The 19,153-nt window shown below is 54.9% G+C and carries 17 protein-coding genes and 3 tRNA genes; 6 read left to right on the plus strand and 14 right to left on the minus strand.

From position 1 onward, the window contains the following. Nucleotides 1-476 precede the first annotated feature (476 nt). Entirely contained in the window at nucleotides 477-1,304 is an 828-nt protein-coding gene (locus VLM75_06235; protein ID HSV96521.1) for a hypothetical protein, read from the plus strand. Here the strand turns inward: VLM75_06235 and VLM75_06240 are convergent. The 4 genes from VLM75_06240 to eno are packed head-to-tail and all read right to left on the minus strand — an operon-like array spanning nucleotide 1,301 to nucleotide 4,214. Further along, on the minus strand, nucleotides 1,301-1,966 hold the full coding sequence (locus tag VLM75_06240; protein ID HSV96522.1) for a Sua5/YciO/YrdC/YwlC family protein: 666 nt from the start codon (nucleotides 1,964-1,966) through the stop codon (nucleotides 1,301-1,303). The genes VLM75_06235 and VLM75_06240 overlap by 4 nt on opposite strands. Next, nucleotides 1,956-2,504: a DUF501 domain-containing protein gene (locus tag VLM75_06245; protein HSV96523.1), complete on the minus strand. Its 549-nt coding sequence runs from the start codon at nucleotides 2,502-2,504 to the stop codon at nucleotides 1,956-1,958. Before VLM75_06245 ends, VLM75_06240 begins: the two co-directional genes overlap by 11 nt. A gap of 2 nt (nucleotides 2,505-2,506) precedes the next feature. Beyond that, complete coding sequence (locus VLM75_06250; protein HSV96524.1) at nucleotides 2,507-2,929, minus strand: hypothetical protein; 423 nt, start codon at nucleotides 2,927-2,929, stop codon at nucleotides 2,507-2,509. Beyond that, on the minus strand, nucleotides 2,916-4,214 hold the full coding sequence (gene eno, locus VLM75_06255) for a phosphopyruvate hydratase (GenBank protein ID HSV96525.1): 1,299 nt from the start codon (nucleotides 4,212-4,214) through the stop codon (nucleotides 2,916-2,918). The genes VLM75_06250 and eno overlap by 14 nt, the downstream gene beginning before the upstream one ends. A 230-nt stretch (nucleotides 4,215-4,444) precedes the next feature. On the opposite strand from eno, the gene VLM75_06260 reads away from it, so the two are divergent. Further along, the gene (locus VLM75_06260) at nucleotides 4,445-5,041 is read left to right on the plus strand and encodes a hypothetical protein (protein HSV96526.1); all 597 of its coding nucleotides are present in this window, start codon (nucleotides 4,445-4,447) and stop codon (nucleotides 5,039-5,041) included. Beyond that, complete coding sequence (locus VLM75_06265; protein ID HSV96527.1) at nucleotides 5,038-5,487, plus strand: cytidine/deoxycytidylate deaminase family protein; 450 nt, start codon at nucleotides 5,038-5,040, stop codon at nucleotides 5,485-5,487. Before VLM75_06260 ends, VLM75_06265 begins: the two co-directional genes overlap by 4 nt. On the opposite strand, the gene VLM75_06270 is transcribed toward VLM75_06265, so the two are convergent. Together VLM75_06270 and VLM75_06275 are read right to left on the minus strand one after the other, a co-directional pair. Then, the gene (locus tag VLM75_06270; protein ID HSV96528.1) at nucleotides 5,484-6,575 is read right to left on the minus strand and encodes a DUF4185 domain-containing protein; all 1,092 of its coding nucleotides are present in this window, start codon (nucleotides 6,573-6,575) and stop codon (nucleotides 5,484-5,486) included. The two genes, VLM75_06265 and VLM75_06270, sit on opposite strands and share 4 nt — an antisense overlap. Further along, complete coding sequence (locus VLM75_06275; GenBank protein ID HSV96529.1) at nucleotides 6,576-7,304, minus strand: protein-L-isoaspartate(D-aspartate) O-methyltransferase; 729 nt, start codon at nucleotides 7,302-7,304, stop codon at nucleotides 6,576-6,578. A 429-nt stretch (nucleotides 7,305-7,733) separates the two neighbouring features. Here VLM75_06275 and ptsP point away from each other — a divergent pair, with 429 nt between their 5' ends. Both ptsP and VLM75_06285 read left to right on the plus strand, forming a co-directional pair. Next, nucleotides 7,734-9,476: a phosphoenolpyruvate--protein phosphotransferase gene (gene ptsP / locus VLM75_06280; protein ID HSV96530.1), complete on the plus strand. Its 1,743-nt coding sequence runs from the start codon at nucleotides 7,734-7,736 to the stop codon at nucleotides 9,474-9,476. Nucleotides 9,477-9,485: 9 nt separating this feature from the next. Beyond that, complete coding sequence (locus tag VLM75_06285; protein HSV96531.1) at nucleotides 9,486-10,238, plus strand: methyltransferase domain-containing protein; 753 nt, start codon at nucleotides 9,486-9,488, stop codon at nucleotides 10,236-10,238. Nucleotides 10,239-10,303: 65 nt separating this feature from the next. Here VLM75_06285 and lon read toward each other — a convergent pair whose 3' ends face one another. From lon to tig, 4 genes are all read right to left on the minus strand, one after another. Further along, a complete protein-coding gene (gene lon, locus VLM75_06290; GenBank protein HSV96532.1) occupies nucleotides 10,304-12,757 on the minus strand; it encodes an endopeptidase La in 2,454 nt (817 codons plus the stop codon). A 90-nt stretch (nucleotides 12,758-12,847) separates the two neighbouring features. Continuing rightward, nucleotides 12,848-14,110: an ATP-dependent Clp protease ATP-binding subunit ClpX gene (gene clpX / locus VLM75_06295; protein HSV96533.1), complete on the minus strand. Its 1,263-nt coding sequence runs from the start codon at nucleotides 14,108-14,110 to the stop codon at nucleotides 12,848-12,850. Nucleotides 14,111-14,155: 45 nt separating this feature from the next. Beyond that, the gene (gene clpP, locus VLM75_06300) at nucleotides 14,156-14,743 is read right to left on the minus strand and encodes an ATP-dependent Clp endopeptidase proteolytic subunit ClpP (GenBank protein HSV96534.1); all 588 of its coding nucleotides are present in this window, start codon (nucleotides 14,741-14,743) and stop codon (nucleotides 14,156-14,158) included. A gap of 134 nt (nucleotides 14,744-14,877) precedes the next feature. Beyond that, nucleotides 14,878-16,218, minus strand: a complete 1,341-nt coding sequence (tig, locus tag VLM75_06305; GenBank protein ID HSV96535.1) for a trigger factor — start codon at nucleotides 16,216-16,218, stop codon at nucleotides 14,878-14,880. Between the two features lie 268 nt (nucleotides 16,219-16,486). On the opposite strand from tig, the gene VLM75_06310 reads away from it, so the two are divergent. Continuing rightward, nucleotides 16,487-16,744: a hypothetical protein gene (locus VLM75_06310; protein HSV96536.1), complete on the plus strand. Its 258-nt coding sequence runs from the start codon at nucleotides 16,487-16,489 to the stop codon at nucleotides 16,742-16,744. A 30-nt stretch (nucleotides 16,745-16,774) separates the two neighbouring features. Here VLM75_06310 and VLM75_06315 read toward each other — a convergent pair. The 4 genes from VLM75_06315 to VLM75_06330 all read right to left on the minus strand — a co-directional run bounded on the left by VLM75_06315 (nucleotide 16,775) and on the right by VLM75_06330 (nucleotide 19,085). Further along, nucleotides 16,775-16,846, minus strand: a tRNA-Gly gene (locus tag VLM75_06315). Nucleotides 16,847-16,852: 6 nt separating this feature from the next. Beyond that, a tRNA-Leu gene (locus VLM75_06320) sits at nucleotides 16,853-16,934 on the minus strand. Between the two features lie 81 nt (nucleotides 16,935-17,015). Then, nucleotides 17,016-17,088, minus strand: a tRNA-Lys gene (locus VLM75_06325). A gap of 125 nt (nucleotides 17,089-17,213) precedes the next feature. Further along, nucleotides 17,214-19,085 (minus strand): thiamine pyrophosphate-dependent enzyme, encoded by a 1,872-nt coding sequence (locus tag VLM75_06330; GenBank protein HSV96537.1) that lies wholly within the window; start codon nucleotides 19,083-19,085, stop codon nucleotides 17,214-17,216. Nucleotides 19,086-19,153 lie beyond the last annotated feature (68 nt).

Consider the following 19,153-nt stretch of genomic DNA (forward strand, 5'->3'; position numbering starts at 1 on the left):
CTTTTAGATCAAGGTGATGACGGAGTCTTCAAAAACCGTCTTGTTGTGAGTCCCGGGGAGTACGCGTTATTTCCCGGCAAGGTATAATCGAATTCGCATCGCCAAAGTTTAGCGTTCCGAATTATAATCGTGTTCTTCTCTTATTACGCCACTATAATCGTAGCAACTGGAAAATTCAAATCTAAAATGCATCCACCCCACGCAGACTGTATCGAAGGTCATGCACTTTTGACTGTCCCGACAACCAGTCCCGGTATGACCATACATCCTTGACCTGCCAGTCGGGGTAGGCCATCCTAAAACAATGTATTTTATCAAAACTATTTTTAGTCCGTTCCTTTTTTTAGAGTGGGGTATTCCCGGAAGCTATTTTCCGATTCCGGTTTTTTTCCGCGAAAATCGTAAAATCACGAGTCTGCAAATCTATTGACTTTTCTCCCGCCCGGTAACAATATACGCGTATGATGGATGTGAGCATGGGCGGCGCCGCCAGGGATCGTCTGGCGGAATACGAAAAGCATCGGGAGTTCTGGCAAAATGGCCTGCAGGTAGTAGAGGAGGTTTCGGCCTCGCTCGAATCATCCCTGGCACTCCTTGAAAAAAAGTACGCGGATTTCGATTCGCTGTACAACGAGGCAATGGACCGAATCGATACGCTGGCCGCCATTTACGCCGGGGTCAATACAATACAGGGACGGGAATATGTCCTGCGGCTTAAGGCGCTCATGCGCGAATACAAGAACCGGTATTCCCTGGAGGGAATCAATTTCAATGCGCTCTACTTTCTTCATTCGAAGATAAAGGATCTTCGCAATACAAGTTTCAGCGGATTTCCGAGTCTCGACCATTCGTCCTGTGACAGGGACGCAGGTGCAGCGGTCACCGGACAGACCATAACGGTAAAACATCGATGGGTTACCTTCGAGCGGAATGGCTCGTGTTTTATCGTACCGTACGACAGACTCGAAATAATCGAGTACCGCAAGGCCGATTTAAGGAACGATCCCGGGATGAACGGTTTCTCGCTACACCGCGACGGTGCGCCGCTTGAAGTGAGGGACATCTTCGCGTCGACGACGTCGGCAAAGACCAGGCCGGCATTTTTCGTCATCGTCGGGTTGGACGGCATCCCCGCGTGTTACGCGGCCTCCGGTATCGGTAAAAAGATACTGTCGAGGCGGGACATCATCTCGCCGGCGCTAAGGAACGTGTCTCGCGGCGGGCTCTCGCGCGGCTCCCTCCGGCTTTTCGGACGAAACCACCTTTTTATTCATCCGAACGGTCCGGCGCGCCTGTTGCTTTAAAACTCCTCGTCTTCATTTTTTCGAAGAAAGAAAAGCGATTTTATCTCTTCGACCGATACGCGCCCCGCCCGCACGACCGAGATACCCTGACCGCTGATATCGATGACGGTTGCCGGAGGATGCTTCCTGCACAATTCATCTACGATGAGCGCCCGATCAACGTGGCCCTTGCATGCCTTCTCGATGTCCTCACGTTTATATAGCGCTCCCTTCGTAAAAGTCCGGTACAGATGCGAGAAGATGAGTGGGGCGTCCACAGTCGTAATTATTGACTGAAGGAACCTGCTTTTCGGGAAGCGGACCCCGATCGTTTCACCGACCCGTTCGGCGTTTTTTCTTTTCAATATGACGGTTATCTCGCCCGGCCATACACGGTTTAAAAAATCGTAATCCTTTTTCGAAAGACTCGCCATGTCGTCGAGCATTCTAAAGGACGATATAAGTCTTACGTAGAGTTTGTGCGGGTTTTTAACCGCCCGGGAGATTCTCTTTTCATTTTCGGGGGAAGCAATCGCCGCTATGGCGTAAATATTGTCGACCGGTAAAAGAACCAGCGCGTTGGCGCTGAGCGATTCCGTTATCCTGCCGATTACCTCGCCGGGGAGGGAGCCGTTTTTTTTAAGCTTTTTTAAAAAGATGGTGCCTGATTCTCTATATTGCATTTCGGCAACGCACCTCTCCACAATTGAACCGGTCGTCCAGCAACCGTGCCGTTACCAGGCCGGCAATGTTGTCTGAGCAAATACGGTGATGGCAGAAATGGGCGTGGAGACACTTCAACGAACCCGTGTCCCGCGCCCCGCCCACGCCCGCGTTCATTACGCGGCGCATCTCTTCCGGGAACGTTGCTTTGGGCCGTGAATGGCATACGCGCTTCCGTAAAAAGAACATCTGTGCGTTGGCGCTCTCCATCTTCATTTTAAGCGAATTGTTTTGCAGTATAAAGTTCCCGATTTTTTCTATATATCCGGCCTGCTCGATATCGTGGATGCGCTCGTTGAGACACGGACAGGTCAGCCAGAGCATGTTGGAAACCGCATCGTAATTCCATTCGCCGCCGCCGGCATCCGGGTTGAGGAGCATTATCCGTGGATATCCGTAATCACAGCGCTCTACAATTCCTTCAGCGTAAATATTTTCTCTTCCTATCTGGCGGCGAATTGCGCCTATATCCTCATCACTGTAAGAATAATCGACCACGGTTACATTTCCTCTTTTCTCGTTCCACGCGCGAAATAGTATAACAGCGCAAGCATCGATACCACGATCCAAAGAATTCGAAGGTGGGATGTCTCGATGGTCCTTCCGTCGGGCGTTTCCGCTTTTTTCATCCCACCAGTGGCGGTCCCGTCTCCGTGGCGAAAAAAAACGACCTTTCCCCCGTTTTCTATAAACCCGGCCCGATGGGCTTCCTCGCGAAGCAGGCGGCCGCTTTTATGCTTTTCGTACAGCCGTTGCAAGGCGGCGTTCTCGTCCCCGAGCGCTTCAATTCGAACCTGAAGACTTTCCCGCTCCCGTACAAACCTCGCCCGCTCGATGAGCCCGCTTTCGCCGAAAACGAAAGCATAAACGGCGCAGAGGAAGCCCGCCAGAAGAATAAATGTTATTCTGTCACCGTTTGCCAATGCTGTAGAACACTCCCCTTCCGCCGAACGCCGCCGATTCTCCCAGCTCTTCTTCTATCCGAAGAAGCTGGTTGTATTTCGCGATCCGTTCGGTTCTCGACGCCGATCCGGTTTTGATCTGGCCAAGGTTGAGACCAACCACAAGGTCGGCGATTGTCGTATCCTCGGTTTCGCCGGAACGGTGCGAAACGACGCAGGTATAACCCGCTCGTTTCGTCATCTCGATCGCGCGGATGGTCTCGGTCAGTGTGCCGATCTGATTCAGTTTAATAAGCACCGAGTTTGCGACTCCCATCTCGATTCCGCGCTGAATCCTCTCGGTATTCGTAACGAAAATATCGTCGCCTACAATCTGTATCTTTCCACCGAGTCGGTCTTTCATTATCTTCCATGACTCCCAGTCGTCCTGAGCATGCCCGTCTTCGATGGAAATAATGGGATATTTTCCGACCAGTTTTTCATAAAAGTCCACCATCTCGGCGCCGGTGCGCTCGCTCTTGTCGCTGCGGGCGAAGATATATTTCTTTTTTGTCTCGTCGTAAAATTCGCTTGCAGCGGGGTCGAGCGCGATGAATATGTCGCTCCCGGCCTTATAGCCCGCCGCGGCTATGGCCTCCATTATCAGCTCAAGCGGTTCTTCGTTCGACTTCAGAGACGGAGCGAAACCACCCTCGTCGCCCACCCCGGTCGAATACTTCCTGGCCTTGAGCACCTTCGCGAGGGCATGGAAAACCTCAGCCCCCATGCGCAGGGCTTCCGCGAAACACGAAGCTCCCGCCGGCATGACCATGAACTCCTGTAGATCGACATTTGAGTCGGCGTGCGACCCCCCATTCAGAATATTCATCATGGGCACCGGAAGCTCGCACGACCCCACCCCGCCCAGATAGCGGTAAAGGGGCATGCCCAGCGTTTCTGCGACCGCCCGCGCACATGCCAGCGACACGCCCAGCATGGCGTTGGCGCCGAGCTTTGCCTTGTTCGGCGTACCGTCAAGTTCCATCAGCGTTGTATCGATGAGAATCTGGTCCATTGCGTCCATCTCGATAAGCGCGCCGAAAATGGTCTCGTTCACGTTTTTAACCGCGTTTAAAACCCCCTTCCCGCCGTAGCGCTTTTTGTCTCCATCGCGCAACTCCACGGCCTCGTGATCGCCCGTCGAAGCGCCGGAGGGGACCGCCGCTCTTCCGAATACGCCCGACGAGAGCTCGACCTCGACTTCGATCGTCGGGTTCCCCCGCGAATCGAGGATTTCCCGGGCGTTGATATCGCTGATCAGTGTCATGACCCTTCTCCTTTAACCGGTTGATATACCGCGAATGCGGCGCCGAAAAACTTAAAGATTGTATTTAACAGAACCTTGCAGGGCGTTGAAAATGCCCTTTCCGATTATGCATGGACTAAATAGACCACGGCTGCATGGTTTTATAAACTTTCGTTTTAGGCAAGTAAATTTTAGCGGCTCCTTCCCCGTAGTTTCTTGACATAAAGCGGCTCTTGAATCGTAATCAGCGCATGGACAACCGAAGCGAAAGAATCCGGCGGCGTATCGATCGATACAAACAGGGACTTCCTTCCGAAGAAACTGCCAAAAAGCGCAAGTTTTCCCGCGCACTGGTTTTGATCAATATCATACTCCTGGTGGTTATGATATTCTTTTTCAAGCGTCCGGTCGATCGCACCTACCACACCACCAGCATCGAGTTCGACGGTGCGCTGTACCGGCTGTCCATGGTCCGCGACACCAGGGGCGGCGGTTATAACGCCTCTCTCAGCGTCGAATCGGCGTCCGGCGAGCACAGAACCATCGTATTCGGACGACCCCTCGCCGAGCTCTCTATTTTGCATGACGACGGCGTAGTCGACCGATTCGATCTCGGAGAGTCCACGACCCGCCTCGCGCTTCATCCCGGCGAAACAAGAAACTTCGTAAAACGAATCTCCGACGCGAAACTGCTCGAATTCAGCAAGGCGAACCCCGAAACGCTGGTTCCGCCGAGAAGGACCATTTTTTCCCGCGAACAATTCATCCCGCTGAAGGCCCGGCTTACGATCAATACCGGGCGAAAGATATCGACGACGCTCAATTTTAACTACGAGGTCGAACGGTGACCGCCAGACCGTCGTGGGACGAGTATTTCATGAAGATCGCCGATGATGTATCCACGCGGGCGACCTGTGTGCGCCGCCGCGTGGGGGCTATTATAGTCAAGGACCGGCGCATGCTTACGACCGGCTACAATGGGGTGCCGGCCGGCATCACCCACTGCACTCCCGAAACCTGCCTGCGCACCATCTACAACGTTCCATCGGGCGAGCGCCACGAGCTGTGCCGCGGACTCCATGCCGAGCAGAACGCCATCATTCAGGCGGCGTACCATGGAGTATCGATAAAGGACGCCGTGATTTACATCACCAACCAGCCCTGTTCCATATGCACCAAGATGCTCATCAACAGCGGAATCCGCACATTCATCATTCGAGACCCGTACGACGACGCACTCGCGCAGGATATGATCCGTGAAGCGGGAGTCGAGATGATCATCTTTAAGGGTTAAGGCAGCCGTATCCGCACAAGGTACGGCTGGTACTCCAGCGGGTGCATGTAAACGGCGTAGAGGTCCCGACCCTCCGAAAATATCTCTTTCCCCGAATAGTACCATGCCCGCGGACCGCCTTCCCCGCCCGGTAGCGCGGGCGGATCATAGACGGTTAATGCCGGCGCCGAAACGATTGAAGCGAATTCCCTGAACCTCACCACCACGATGGCGCCGGTCCCAGTTCGAGAATATACGATGATGTATTCACCCGTGTTTTCGTTGTACGACAGCGAACACTCGCCCGCCACATCGCCGAAAAAGCCGTGCGCGCGGTCAATAGCGCGGACCCATGAGCCATCGGCGGCGAGGAACTCGTACGCGCGCGGATCGTCGATACCTTCAAGCGGCGAGCGGGCCAGCTTGACCGGCGAGCTGCCGTCCCTGTCTATATACTGACCGATCGTATACGCCATTCCGGAGCGTTCAATCACGCTCGCGCCGAAGGCCGGATAACCGCCCGCGAAGAGGTCGGGGAGTCGCCGGAATTCTATCGCCTGCCCCGGTCTCCACGCCGGCGGGACGCTCCAGTGCGCGATCCCGACCCCTTCCATCCTGAAGCCGAACGGCTTCCCCGGTTCAGTGATGCGTATGCGGAAATAATAAACGTACAGGTCTTCACCCCTCCGCAGGCCGTCAACGGCCCACAGGCGGTCCCGCTCCGGTCGTTCACCCGGCCTTAATTTTAAAAACTGCGCGACACGTCCGTCCTCGCGATGAAAACTGAATCGAAGATCGCGCACGTTTTCGTTCGAAATTGAAGGGGAGAACGCGAGCGAGTTGGAGATCATTGAATGCACGTCGGCCTTTTCGGAAAAGGTGGCCGACGCGGAAACCCGGCCTTTCCACTGACCGAGTATCGTATCGCCGAATGTCCACATCGTGAGAGTGTCGTTGAAGGGGATCGGCGTAACGCCGTCCTGGCCGAGGACCGATTCCATCCTCGACGCTCCGAATACGCCCAGACTCTCCGTGCCGCGTGAGCAGGCGAAAAGAAAAAACAACGACACCGATATAATCGCGAAGGCCCTTGATCGGCGATGAGTCATTTAACGCTCCTTCTCCCCGCGCACCATCGGTACGAAACGCACATACGTGATGGTTCTACGAGTTATCGACCCTCCGCGCTTTTCAATGACGACAAGCTCCTGATTGAATTCCCCCTCGGGGGCGACAAGGATGCCCCCTTCAGCAAGCTGGTCGATGAGTGTCTGAGGTATCTTCGGAGGACTGGCCGTAAGCATTATAGCGTCGAACGGCGCCTTTTCGGGCCAACCGGCGTACCCGTCTCCGATGAGCACACTCACGTTGGCGTAACCCAGGTTCTTCAGGCGCAGGGCCGAGGCTTTTCCGAGCGGCTCGACGATTTCTATCGTATAAACCTCCTTCGCGAGCAGCGACAGTACCGCCGCCTGGTAGCCCGACCCGGTTCCAATCTCCAGCACCTTTTCGTTTCCGCCGAGGCGGCACAGCTCGCTCATCAACGCGACGATATACGGCTGGGAGATGGTCTGTCCGTATCCTATGGGCAGAGGATGGTCCTCATACGCGGCCCCGATCTGCCCATCCGGCACAAAACGGTGGCGCTCCACCGAGCGCATGGCCGCAAGGACGCGTTTATCGGTCACCCCCCTCGACTCTATCTGTTTTTTCACCATAGCGTCCCTGAGATTCTCCAACGAAGCCTCCTTCCCCGCGCTGCAGACGAAGCATATGCAGACAGAAAGCGCCAGCAGGCGGGAACCGCCTAATTTCAGTATCTTTTCCAATAATTGCATAATGTCACCCAACCATCGTTTCGAAAGAATGCTCCTCGCGCCTTATTTCCGCGCCGCATATCCACCCATCCATCCCGGGCATACGGCAGTCCCTTCGCCTCGTGCAGACGTCGCCGTAGCTTCCGCCCGAACAACAAGCATAATGTAAACATTCATATCGCTCGTATCAATGATAAAACCATTACGAAAACGAAACGCCGGCATAAAAAAGCGACTATCGGGACACTTCCGACGGCAAAAGCGTCGCTCGGGCGCGATATTTTACTCTTGACATTACATTCGCTTTGCGGCTAATAGCTGAAAAATAGGCGTGTGCAAAACGCTGGAATAAGCGGCATATTCACGAATGTTCCGAGAATGTCCGCAACCCTCCGGTAATGAGGTAAATATCATTCGCGGCCGCCATTCTCTCGAATATAGAGTCCAGCAATGCAACAGATCATCACCGGCATCATAGCCTCCCCCGGAATAAAGATCGGCAAAGCCTATGTTTATCACGGCACCAATCTCATAATACCCAAATATACCGTCGAACCCGACCAGGTCGATGACGAACTGGACAGGTACAGGCAAACGCTTGCAAAGACGAAAGCCGACATTAAATCCATACAAGTGCAGATTTCAAAAAGCCTCTCCCGTGATATGGCCGATATTTTCTCGAGCCACCTGATGGTGCTCGAGGATCCCATGATAACCGAAAAGGTGGTGCGCAACATCCGCGAAAACCGCCGCAATGTCGAATGGGTCATAAACGATATTTCGATGGAGCTGATCCGGAGCCTTTCGTCCATTGAGGACGTTTACCTCAGGGAGCGCATCGTCGACATCTCGGACATCCACAAGCGCCTCATTAATAATCTTCAGAATGCCAGCGCACCGTCCCTGCCCAACATCGAGAAGGAGGTCATACTGTTCTCGGCCGACCTTACCCCTTCCGATACGGCCATGATGAATAAAAAGTATGTGCTCGCTTTCGTCACCGATATGGGGGGCCGCACCTCGCATACCGCCATCATGGCGCGGGCGCTCGAGATACCGGCGATCGTCGGCACCCTCAACGGCACCTCCATGGTCAAGGACGGACAGATGGTGATCGTCGACGCCCTTCATGGCAAGGTCATAATCGCGCCCACCGCCGAACAGATCGATGAATACAAAAGATACCAGGAGGACCTCCTTTTACTTGACGCGGAACTGGCCAAGCTCACGCACCTGCCGGCCACAACGCTCGACAACGAGGTCTGCCACATATACGGCAACATCGAGATGCCGGAAGAGATGAAGGTGTTGAAGGAGCACGGGGCGCAGGGTATCGGCCTTTACCGCTCGGAGTTCCTCTTTCTCGACCGGGCGCTTCCCGACGAGGACAAACAGTACGCGGCCTATAAAAAGGTTCTGGAATTTTTCAAGCCCATGCCGGTAACCATACGCACGCTGGACGTGGGGGGCGACAAGATCTACGCCTACTATAAGACCGTTAAGGAGCGCAATCCCTTCCTCGGATGCCGTGCGATCCGTTTCAGCCTTGAAAACGTGCCGCTGTTTCGCACCCAGCTCCGCGCCATACTTCGGGCGAGCGTGTACGGGAACACCCGGCTCATGTTCCCCATGATTTCCACCGTCGAGGAGATCATCAAATCGCGGAACATCCTTTACGAGACCATGGACGATTTGCGCAGGGAGAAAAAGGAGTTCGATGCCGAAATTCCCATAGGTATAATGATAGAGGTCCCTTCGGCCGCCATAAACGCGGACCGCCTCGCCGCCCACTCGGACTTTTTTTCGGTGGGCACCAACGACCTCGTCCAGTACACAATCGCCGTCGACAGGCTTTCCGAAAAAATAGCCTACCTGTATAATCCCCTCAACCTGTCGGTGCTGCGCCTTCTCAAGCATATAGTCGACACTTCGACAAAATACGAGATACCTCTTTCCATCTGCGGCGAGATGGCCGGCGAACCCCGCTATACGGTCCCGCTCCTTGGGCTCGGTTTCAGGAATTTTTCCATGGGAACGGCATTCATGTACCAGACCAAGCGCATTATCCGCTCCGTAAATATAAGCGAATGCGAAGAGGTGGTCGAGGAGATGATGAAGCACGACATTACCGAGGAGATAGAAAAAACCCTGCTCGATTATCTCGGCCGGAAATTCCCGACCATGCTTATCTGAAAAACGGCGATGAGGCTCTACCGTCAACTGGCGGAATACTATTTCGCCATAGAGAGCAACCACAGGGACATTCTGGACGATGTCGACATCATAGGCGGACTGCTTTCCGGCAAAACCGATCCGTCGCTCCTCGACCTCGGCTGCGGCACGGGGGAACATCTTGCAATTCTGGCGAAACGCGGAGTCCGCTGTACGGGCATCGACTCCAGCGCTGAAATGCTGAAGATAGCGCGTCTGCGCTTCCCTTCCGGAATAGAATTCACCGAAATGAACATGCTTCGTTTCGATTATTTCGAATCCTTCAGCATGGCGGTTTCTCTTTTCGGTTCGTTCAATTACATGATAGAGGACGGCGATGTGGACAGGGTCTTCTGGAACACATGGAGGGCGCTCGTTCCCGGTGGCATCGGACTCTTCGAAATCTGGAACGCGATCCCGGTGCGCTGGATAGAAAAAAAGGACATGGACCTCGTCTCGAAAACATCATACGGAGGGTCCATTATCGAGCGCCGCCGGGGATTCGCCATTCACGGCACCCGCGGCAAAACGGTCGTCGACGTTAATTATAACTACACCATAACGCGCATGGGGGCGACGGAAACTTTTCGAGACCGGCACGTGATGAGGGCCTTTACCATAGACGAAATCTCCGCCTTCATAACCGGAAACGGCTTCGTGATGAAGAATTTCTATTCCAACTCGCGTAAAGAGCCTTATAAAGAGACTTCCAACAAGATCCTCATACATTTCGAAAAGCCCTGAACGCACAGAGGGCGCACTTTACGCCGGGCGCCCTCTGTAGTTAAATACGGGTTGTCACGACCGCTTTATGCCTGCGCGGTCCCCTCACGGCTCCAATTTGCCTCTTCGACAATATCGACCTTTTTCTCGTCCATGGTCTCTTTCCACTTATCGTAAAGCATCTTTGTGGTTTCCGGGTTCTTGAAAAAATCCGCCGGATTCTCCAGCGCCAGGAAGAGGACCTCCTCCATGCTGCTCACGGGATGAAAGACCATGAGCTTGCGGACATATTCAGGTATCTTTTCCAAATCCTTTTCGTTTTCCTTGGGGATGACGACGTGCTTGATGTCCGCGCGATGGGCGGCAAGTATCTTTTCCTTGAGCCCGCCTATCTGGAGCACCTTGCCGCGCAGGGTGATCTCCCCCGTCATGGCGACGTCGCAGCGAACCGGAAGATTGGAAAGAAGCGACGCCATCACGACCGCCATGGTTATACCCGCCGAAGGCCCGTCCTTTGGAATGGCGCCCTCCGGGACATGCAGGTGTATGTCGTTACGCTTGATGGTCTCTTCTTCGATCGTAAAAAATTGCTGATTGGCTTTAACATAGGTAAAGGCCGCCCTGGCGGACTCCTGCATCACGTCCCCGAGCTGGCCAGTAAGCATGAGCGTTCCCTTCCCTTTGATGAGCGACGCCTCCACCTGGAGTATGTCGCCGCCCACTTCGGTCCAGGCCAGACCGTTCGCCAGGCCGACCTCGTTCTTTAGCTCCTTCTTGCCGTACTTGAACTTTTTCGCGCCGAGATACATGACAATGGACGCCTCGTCCAGGACCTTCCTGTATTCCTTGCCGAATCGTACGACATCGCGGGCAACCTTTCGGCAAACCTTGGCCAGCACACGTTCGAGACTCCTGACGCCGGATTCCCGGGTGTAATGCCGTATCGTGAAGAGCATAACGTCTTCCGAGTACTCTATGTTTTCGGGGTGCAGGCCGTTCTCGATTATCTGCTTGGGCAGCAGGAATTTGAGCGCTATGTTGAGCTTTTCAGGCTCGGTATAGCTGGTGATCTCGATGATTTCCATGCGGTCCAAAAGCGGCAGCGGTATGCGGTGCTGCACGTTGGCCGTGGTGATGAAAAGCACGTCGGAAAGGTCGTATGACACTTCCATATAGTGGTCGACGAAAGTGTTGTTCTGCTCCGGGTCGAGCACCTCGAGGAGTGCCGAAGACGGGTCACCGCGGAAATCCATTGACATCTTGTCGATCTCGTCGAGCAGAAAGACCGGGTTTACGGTACCGGCCTTTTTCATCATCTGGATGATGCGGCCCGGCAGTGCGCCGACGTACGTGCGGCGGTGTCCGCGAATCTCGGCCTCGTCGCGCACTCCGCCAAGCGACATCCGGACGAATTTCCTTCCCAGTGCTCGCGCCACCGAACGGCCGAGCGACGTCTTTCCGACGCCCGGAGGCCCGACGAAACACAGAATGGGCCCTTTCAGTTTTTTGGAAAGGTGCCGCACTGCGATAAACTCGATTATGCGTTCCTTGACTTCATCGAGACCATAGTGGTCCTCGTTTAGAACGTCCAGGGCGTGGTCGATATCGCGGTTGTCCACGGTTTTCTTGTGCCAGGGCACGTCGCGCAGCCATTCGATATAGGTGCGCACCACCGCGGACTCGGCCGAAAGCGGCGGCATCTTCTCGAGGCGTTTGACCTCCTTGATTGCCTTGGCCTTGGCCTCCTTGCTCATCCGCGCATCTTCGATCGATTTGGTGAACTCCTCTATTTCATCCGCCGTGTCGTCGTTCTGGCCCAGCTCCTTCTTGATTACCTTCATCTGTTCGTTGAGGTAATATTCCTTCTGGGTTTTTTCCATCTGCTTGCGGACTTTACCCTGGATCTTCTTCTCTATGTACATGATGTCGATCTCGCCGTTGATGAGCTCGATCAGTTTTTCTATCCGCTCGTCGGCCTTGCCTATCTCGAGGAGCGACTGCTTGAGGTCGAGGCGCATATTTATGTACGACGCCACGACGTCCGCCAGATGCGACAGGTCTTCGATGCCGTTTACCGTGGTGAGCGCCTCCTGGGGAACCTTCTTGTTGAGCTTGATGTATTTCTCGAAGGTTTCGAGAAGTGCGCGTTTGAGAGCCGCCGTCTCCTTGTCGGCGTCGATCGGCCTCTCTATGTCTTTGACTCCAACATCGAAAAAATCACCCTTGTCCTCGAAATCGGCCAGGTATCCGCGTGAAAGCCCTTCTACGAGAACCTTGATGGTGCCGTCGGGAAGCTTGAGGAGCTGGAGGATCTCCGATATTGTGCCAACCTCATAGAGATCACCCTTCGCCGGAACGGTAATCTGTGCGTCCGTTTGAGTGACAAGCACGATGAGACGGTCGCCCTTCATCGCCGCGTCGAGCGCGCTTATCGATTTCTCACGGCCGACGAAAAGCGGAATTACCATATGTGGATACACCACCACGTCCCTCAGGGGAAGCAACGGGTACTTTTTATTATAATCGATGATACGCTTCATGTGAACCTCGTAGTTTGTGCAATGGACCACGGAACAAAACTTCCGCCGGCTTTTTGTCTGTAAGCCGGGTGTGCCGCTGGTCGACCGAGTTTAAGCCGTTTTCTCTTCCCCCACCTTGTAAACAACCTTTGCGTCGGCCGCGCCGCGCACCATTTCGTCGGTGATGATGATCTGGGAGATGCCCCCTTTGGACGGGATTTCATACATGTGGTTTAACATGATCTTTTCAAGCACCGCCCGAAGCCCGCGAGCGCCCGATTCCTTCTGCATCGCGATGGTCGCGATCTCGAGTATCGCGCTTTCTGTGAACACAAGGTCCACGTCTTCGAACGAGAATATCTTCCTGAACTGTTTGATAAGCGCGTTCTTGGGCTCGGTTAGGATGCGCTTGAGCGCCTCGATGTCGAGCTCTTCGAGCACGGAGATTATCGGAATACGTCCGATGAACTCCGGGATCAACCCGAACTTTATGAGGTCTTCCGTGTGGAGTTCGCCGAGGATGTTGGCGATCTTGATTTCCTTTACGGACTGAATATTCGCCCCGAAGCCCATGCTCTTGTTGCCCACACGGGTCTGGACGAGCTTCTCGAGACCGACAAAGGCCCCGCCGCAGATGAACAGGATGTTCTTGGTGTTGATGGGGATGAATTCCTGGTGCGGGTGTTTTCTGCCGCCCTGGGGCGGAACACTGGCGACCGTCCCCTCGATGATCTTGAGGAGCGCCTGCTGAACGCCCTCGCCTGAAACGTCGCGCGTGATCGAAGGGTTCTCGGACTTTCGCGAGATCTTGTCGATCTCGTCGAGGTAAATTATGCCTATCTCCGCTTTTTTCACGTCGCCGTCGGCGTTCTGGATGAGGCGCAGGAGGATGTTCTCCACGTCCTCGCCAACGTACCCCGCTTCGGTAAGGGAGGTGGCGTCGGCTATGGCGAAGGGCACGCGCAGAATCCGCGCAAGCGTCTGCGCCAGCAGCGTCTTCCCCGAACCCGTGGGCCCGATCAGCAATATGTTGCTTTTCTCGAGCTCCACGTCATCTTTATGGAGCCCGGTGTTGCTGGCAATGCGCTTGTAATGATTATAGACCGCCACGGCCAGCGTCTTTTTGGCCAGTTCCTGGCCGATGACGTACTGGTCGAGTATATCCTTGATCTGGTGCGGCTTGGGAAGGTTTCCGAAGTTCTTTTCGATGCTGTTGGATTCCCAGTCCTCGGAAACGATCTCGTTGCAGAGCTCTATGCATTCATCGCAGATATAGACACCTGGTCCCGCGACGAGTTTCTTGACTATTTCCTGGCTTTTGCCGCAAAAAGAACAGCTCAGCTTTTCATTTCCTTCCTTCTTTTTGGTGGCCATTGTAACCTCGCTTTAAATCTATGCGCACCTCTCCCTCTTATTCCGTTACTTCTTCTTTTTTTCAATGATCTTGTCGATCAGTCCGTAATCGAGCGCGTCTTGCGGTGACATGAAGTTGTCCCTGTCGAGATCCTTGTCGACTTTCTCGGCTTTCTGCCCGGTGTGATACGCGTATATCTCGTTCAATCGCTGCTTGGTCTTAATGATTTCGTTCGCGTGGATCATGATATCGGTCGCCTGACCCTGAAAACCGGCCGACGGCTGATGTATCATGATGCGTGAATTGGGAAGCGTCGAGCGCTTGCCCTTCGCCCCGGCCGTCAGGAGCAGCGAGCCCATGGACGCCGCCTGCCCGATGCAGATGGTCGCAACGTCGGGCTTGATGTACTGCATGGTATCATAGATGGCAAGCCCCGAAGTGACGATCCCTCCCGGCGAGTTTATATAGAGGAAGATGTCCTTGTCGGGGTCCTCCGCCTCCAGGAACAGAAGCTGGGCGATCACCAGGCTCGAAATATGGTCGTCTATGGCTTCGCCAAGAAAGACGATACGGTCTTTAAGAAGGCGCGAGTATATGTCGTACGACCGCTCTCCCCGCGACGTCTGTTCTACGACTATCGGAACAAGGCTCATGGCGCAGATCTCCTCGATGGCATGCTTTACGGGACGGATTCAATATTAGTGTCGGCATTCCGCCGCCGGTTACACCAATCCTTTTTGGACCGGCATACGGTATATATAGCTCATCCGCCGACAAAATTCAAATATTATTCAGCTTTGATGAATTCGTCCAGTTTCTGGGGCCTGCCCTTCTCTATTTTTGCGTTTTCGTAAATGAAATCGAGCGCGCTCTCCATCACCAGATCAGACTCGATGCTTTCCCGCGAATTGTTTTCGTCGATTATCTTTTCAAGTTCCTCGACGCTCCGTTTGTTCCTTTTCGCGATGCTTTCGAGCACCTCGCGATACTTGTCCTCGGGAACCTTAAGCTCCTCCTTCTCGGCTATCTTCGAGAGTACCAGCGTCGACTTGATATTGGAAGCGGCCTCGGCGCGCAGCCTGCCCGAAAACTCTTCCGCGTTGATCCCGATGGTCGAGCTGAACTCGTTGATGTCCTCCGAAAAATATCCGGTCCGCTCCTGGACGCGCCTGAAAAGCGCCTCCATCTCCTTTTCGATCATGGAGAGCGGCAGGTCGAACGTGCTTTTTTCCACGACCTCTTTTAAGAGCTTTCCCTTGGCCTCGGATTTCGCCTTTTCGGCGACGAATTTCTCTATGTTCGCGCGGATCCCGTTTTTCATCTCCTCGAGTGAACCATATTCCCCCAGATCTTTGGCGAAATCATCGTCAAGCGCGGGAAGGTCCATACGGTTGATCTCCTCGACCCGCACGATATAACGCGCGTTCTGCCCTGCGAGGTCCCTGACCTCGTAGTCTTTGGGATACTTTATCTTTACTTCCTTCTCCTGGCCGGATTTCATGCCCATAACGTCGCCGTCGAAACCGTAGTCGGCCTTGCTCTTGCCGACGATCATGTTGTATTCCTTGAACTCAACGCCGTCGACCCGGTCAGGCTCCACGTCGTCGATCCGCTTGATCCTGATCTTCACCATGTCGCCCTTTGCCACGCGGGCGTCGTCGCCTTCCTTTTTCGATACGTTCGCGTGGCGCTCGCGAAGCGTTTCGATCTCGCGTTTAACGTCGTCGTCGGTGATCTTACATGCCCGCTCGGAGGCTTTGACGCCCTTGTAATCCCCGACCTCGACGACCGGCATCGTCTCGAAAACGGCGGTGAAGGCGAACGCGCCTCCGCGTTTTATCGAGTCAAAATCGAAACGCGGCGGCGCTATCGGCCTGTAGCCTTTTTCCGTCATCGCGTCCACGTAGACCGAACGCAGCAGGTTCTCGGCCACCTCCTGGTCCGCCATCGCTGCGAACTTGCGCTCTATGAGTTCAAGCGGGACCTTGCCTTTGCGGTACCCGTCGATCTTGGCATTACCGCGGATTTTTTCGTAAACGGACTTGTATTCAGTCTCCACGCGGTTTTCCGGCACCTCTACACGGATCTCCATTTGTGCGTTCTCAAGCTTCTTTTCCGAAATAATCAAGGTATGTTCTCCCTCACGCTATGGTTATGCCGAGGCGGCCGGGGGCCGCTTCCCTGTTCTCTTTCCACGCGGTATGTTCCGATATTGATGGCATAAAACGCCGGGATGGCTTTTATCGACTCCAGCTTACCGCAAATCAACCGAAATCCACTATTTATACATCGGGATAATATTTCAATAAGAAAAATTTGAGGTTGAGCCTCTCATATTCAACATGCCGCCACGAGTATCAAAGAATATTTGAAAGCATACTGGGGACTACTTTTCGATGGAACCGCAGATCACAGGAAAAATCGAAGACTTCATCAAAACCCTCGGCGAAGAGGAATTGCGCTATCTAAACCGGCCCGTTATCGAACGCCTCAACCCCGCCAGTCCGGGCCTGCGGTTTCACAAACTCGAAAAGGCGGAGGATAAGAATTTCCGGCCGGTACGGGTAAACAGCGATATCAGGATCATTGTTCATATTCAATCATTGCGCGGTTCGCTGCCGGAATACATCCGCTCGGTAAAAAGGGCCCAATAAAAAAACCCCCGGTTTATCCAGGGGCTTCTGAGCGGGAAACGGGATTTGAACCCGCGACGTCAACCTTGGCAAGGTTGCACTCTACCACTGAGTTATTCCCGCGTTGTTTGCGAGCGAAGGGACTTGAACCCCCACACCTTACGGTACCAGATCCTAAGTCTGGCGCGTCTGCCAGTTCCGCCACGCTCGCCCTCCAGTCAAATATCGGCGCAAGGGTGTTATTTTCAACAACTTTTCTCCGTGCGCCCGGCCTGCCCGGGGAGAGGCGGATTGGGTTGCCCGAGAATCGAACTCGGAACCTACTGATTAAGAGTCAGGTGCTCTGCCAGTTGAGCTAGCAACCCTCGGCGTCGCTTACAATAGGAGAAACGCGCGGCGGCTGTCAAGTTTTTTTCTGCCCAAAAACGTGTACTGTAATAAACGCGCGCGCACCGGTACGCCGGCCGTGATTGTTTAAGAGTATCGCCTCTTACAGGCCGATACGGTGATGCTCCTCCTGCACGCGAACGCACCAGTCGCCCACGTTCCAGTCGCCGAATACGCCCATGCCGCCCAGTTCGTTCTCGCCGCAGTACACGGGCACATGAATAACGGCAAGCCCGTCATGCGCGCGCGCACGCACAAGCGCCGCACGCAGCTCGCTTATCGATGTCCCACCGGAAATACTTAGCACGCCACGCACCGAATTCGCCATCGCGACATAGTCGACTTCGACCGAATCGGCCGTTTTGTACGTCTTTGAATACTGCGCGTTCTGCAGCCCCGAAATGGCTGCCATGCGCCGGTTGTCGAAGATCACCACGCATCCCCGCACGCCGTGCTCGATGCCGTCGATGAGTATTTGGGGATTCATCGTGAAACTGCCGTCACCGGAGAAGGCCACCGGATAAAACGGCCGCTCGGCCATTGCAGCGGCAAGCACCGCCGAGGCGGCGAAACCCATGAACGAGGAGCCGGTGTCGGTGAGCGTCTGTCCCTCGCGCTCGTCCCCGACAATCTGGAATGCGTTGGCCTGCACATCGCCGGCGTCGAAGAGCTTGACGGCGCCGGCTTCGTCGGCCCAGTCGCAGACCGCCTTGATGGCGGCCGGCTGGGTGAGTACTTCCTTTTTCCATACCACGTCGTACAGCGCGGGCGTGTCGTAGCGCGCACGCCTGAAGGCCTCCCATTCAGCACGTTTGCCGAAGACCGCCACCGCCCATTCCGAGCTCCCGTCGACCGGTCGGAACCCTTCGGCTTTCAGGTGATCGATCCAGGCGCGCAGGTTGCGCCGGGCGTCGCCGATAACCGCGACCGAACGGTTGTAGTGTGCGGCGTGCTGTGGTTCCATGTTGAAATTAATTACGGCATCGGCCTTTTTCCAGGCCGTTCCCGAACAGTCCCACTGGCACACCGCGCGCGCTCCGACCACCACCGCGAGGTCCGCCTCGTTCATTGCGTAGTTGCCCGAGATCGAACCCTTCGACCCTCCGACGGTCATGTAGCGTGGCTCTGAATTGGGGACGATGCCCGAGGCGCTCGGACCGGCGACGATGGCCGCGTCGAGCAGCCCGGCGAGCTCGACCAGTTCCGGTCCGCAGCCCCTCGCCCCCTGACCGATCTTGATGGTTACGCGCTTCGCCCTCCCGGCCAGCGCGCTCGCCCGTTCGAATACGCCCGCATCCGTACAGGCCGGCGGGCTCGATTCGAACCTTCCGGGAAATTCGAGAACATTACAGTCTTTAATAATCACCGGCTGGGTGTTCATCGGTGCCAGCAGAAAAAACGGACCGCTGAAACCAATTTGCCCTGTATGAACCGCCCCGCGTCTGAGCGCGGTAAAGATCGAACGCGGCTCTTGAAGAGAGTACGCGTTTCCCATGATTCCCGTCAGTTTCAAAAACTGGTACTGTTCGTCTCGGGGAATCTGCTGCATGTTGAAGCCTTCGTCGTGAGTGGTCTCGTCGCCGTAGATGTGGTACACTCCGACACCGTTGGACGCGGCGCAGAGCGAACCGGCGAACGCGTGCAAGGCCCCCGGGCCGATGGAAGTAATGACCGCGGCGGTCTCGCCGGTCAGCATCTTCAGCGCCGTCACGGCGTGAGCGGCGGCCGTTTCGTGACGCACGTTGAAGGTTTTTACCAGCCCCTCTTCCTCGTAAACACGCAGCACCTCGGCGATGTCGGTCGTGCCATGCCCGAATATCCCGACATATTTCCTCACTCCCTGGTTATAGAGGCCCAGCACGAGGGCTTCGGAGAGCGAAATATCCTGGAATTGCGGCATTGACCGCGACTCGACGGCGGCGGATATGGACCCGTGTTCAGCGATCAATCGTGCACGATTCATTCGTTCGTTCATATCATTGCCTCGTTTTCCCCCAAACAACATGTCGTATGGTATTGCCAATGCCCCGGACCGCCGGGGAG

The organism is Spirochaetota bacterium, assembly GCA_035477215.1.
Taxonomy (GTDB): domain Bacteria; phylum Spirochaetota; class UBA4802; order UBA4802; family UBA5368; genus MVZN01.

Bases quoted from the DNA above. Each gene is read 5' to 3' on its own strand.
- VLM75_06235 (HSV96521.1), top strand. From the start codon at position 477: ATGGGCGGCGCCGCCAGGGATCGTCTGGCGGAATACGAAAAGCATCGG.
- VLM75_06240 (HSV96522.1), bottom strand. From the start codon at position 1,966: ATGCAATATAGAGAATCAGGCACCATCTTTTTAAAAAAGCTTAAAAAA.
- eno (HSV96525.1), bottom strand. From the start codon at position 4,214: ATGACACTGATCAGCGATATCAACGCCCGGGAAATCCTCGATTCGCGG.
- VLM75_06260 (HSV96526.1), top strand. From the start codon at position 4,445: ATGGACAACCGAAGCGAAAGAATCCGGCGGCGTATCGATCGATACAAA.
- VLM75_06270 (HSV96528.1), bottom strand. From the start codon at position 6,575: ATGACTCATCGCCGATCAAGGGCCTTCGCGATTATATCGGTGTCGTTG.
- VLM75_06275 (HSV96529.1), bottom strand. From the start codon at position 7,304: ATGCAATTATTGGAAAAGATACTGAAATTAGGCGGTTCCCGCCTGCTG.
- ptsP (HSV96530.1), top strand. From the start codon at position 7,734: ATGCAACAGATCATCACCGGCATCATAGCCTCCCCCGGAATAAAGATC.
- VLM75_06285 (HSV96531.1), top strand. From the start codon at position 9,486: ATGAGGCTCTACCGTCAACTGGCGGAATACTATTTCGCCATAGAGAGC.
- lon (HSV96532.1), bottom strand. From the start codon at position 12,757: ATGAAGCGTATCATCGATTATAATAAAAAGTACCCGTTGCTTCCCCTG.
- clpX (HSV96533.1), bottom strand. From the start codon at position 14,110: ATGGCCACCAAAAAGAAGGAAGGAAATGAAAAGCTGAGCTGTTCTTTT.
- clpP (HSV96534.1), bottom strand. From the start codon at position 14,743: ATGAGCCTTGTTCCGATAGTCGTAGAACAGACGTCGCGGGGAGAGCGG.
- VLM75_06310 (HSV96536.1), top strand. From the start codon at position 16,487: ATGGAACCGCAGATCACAGGAAAAATCGAAGACTTCATCAAAACCCTC.
- VLM75_06330 (HSV96537.1), bottom strand. From the start codon at position 19,085: ATGAACGAACGAATGAATCGTGCACGATTGATCGCTGAACACGGGTCC.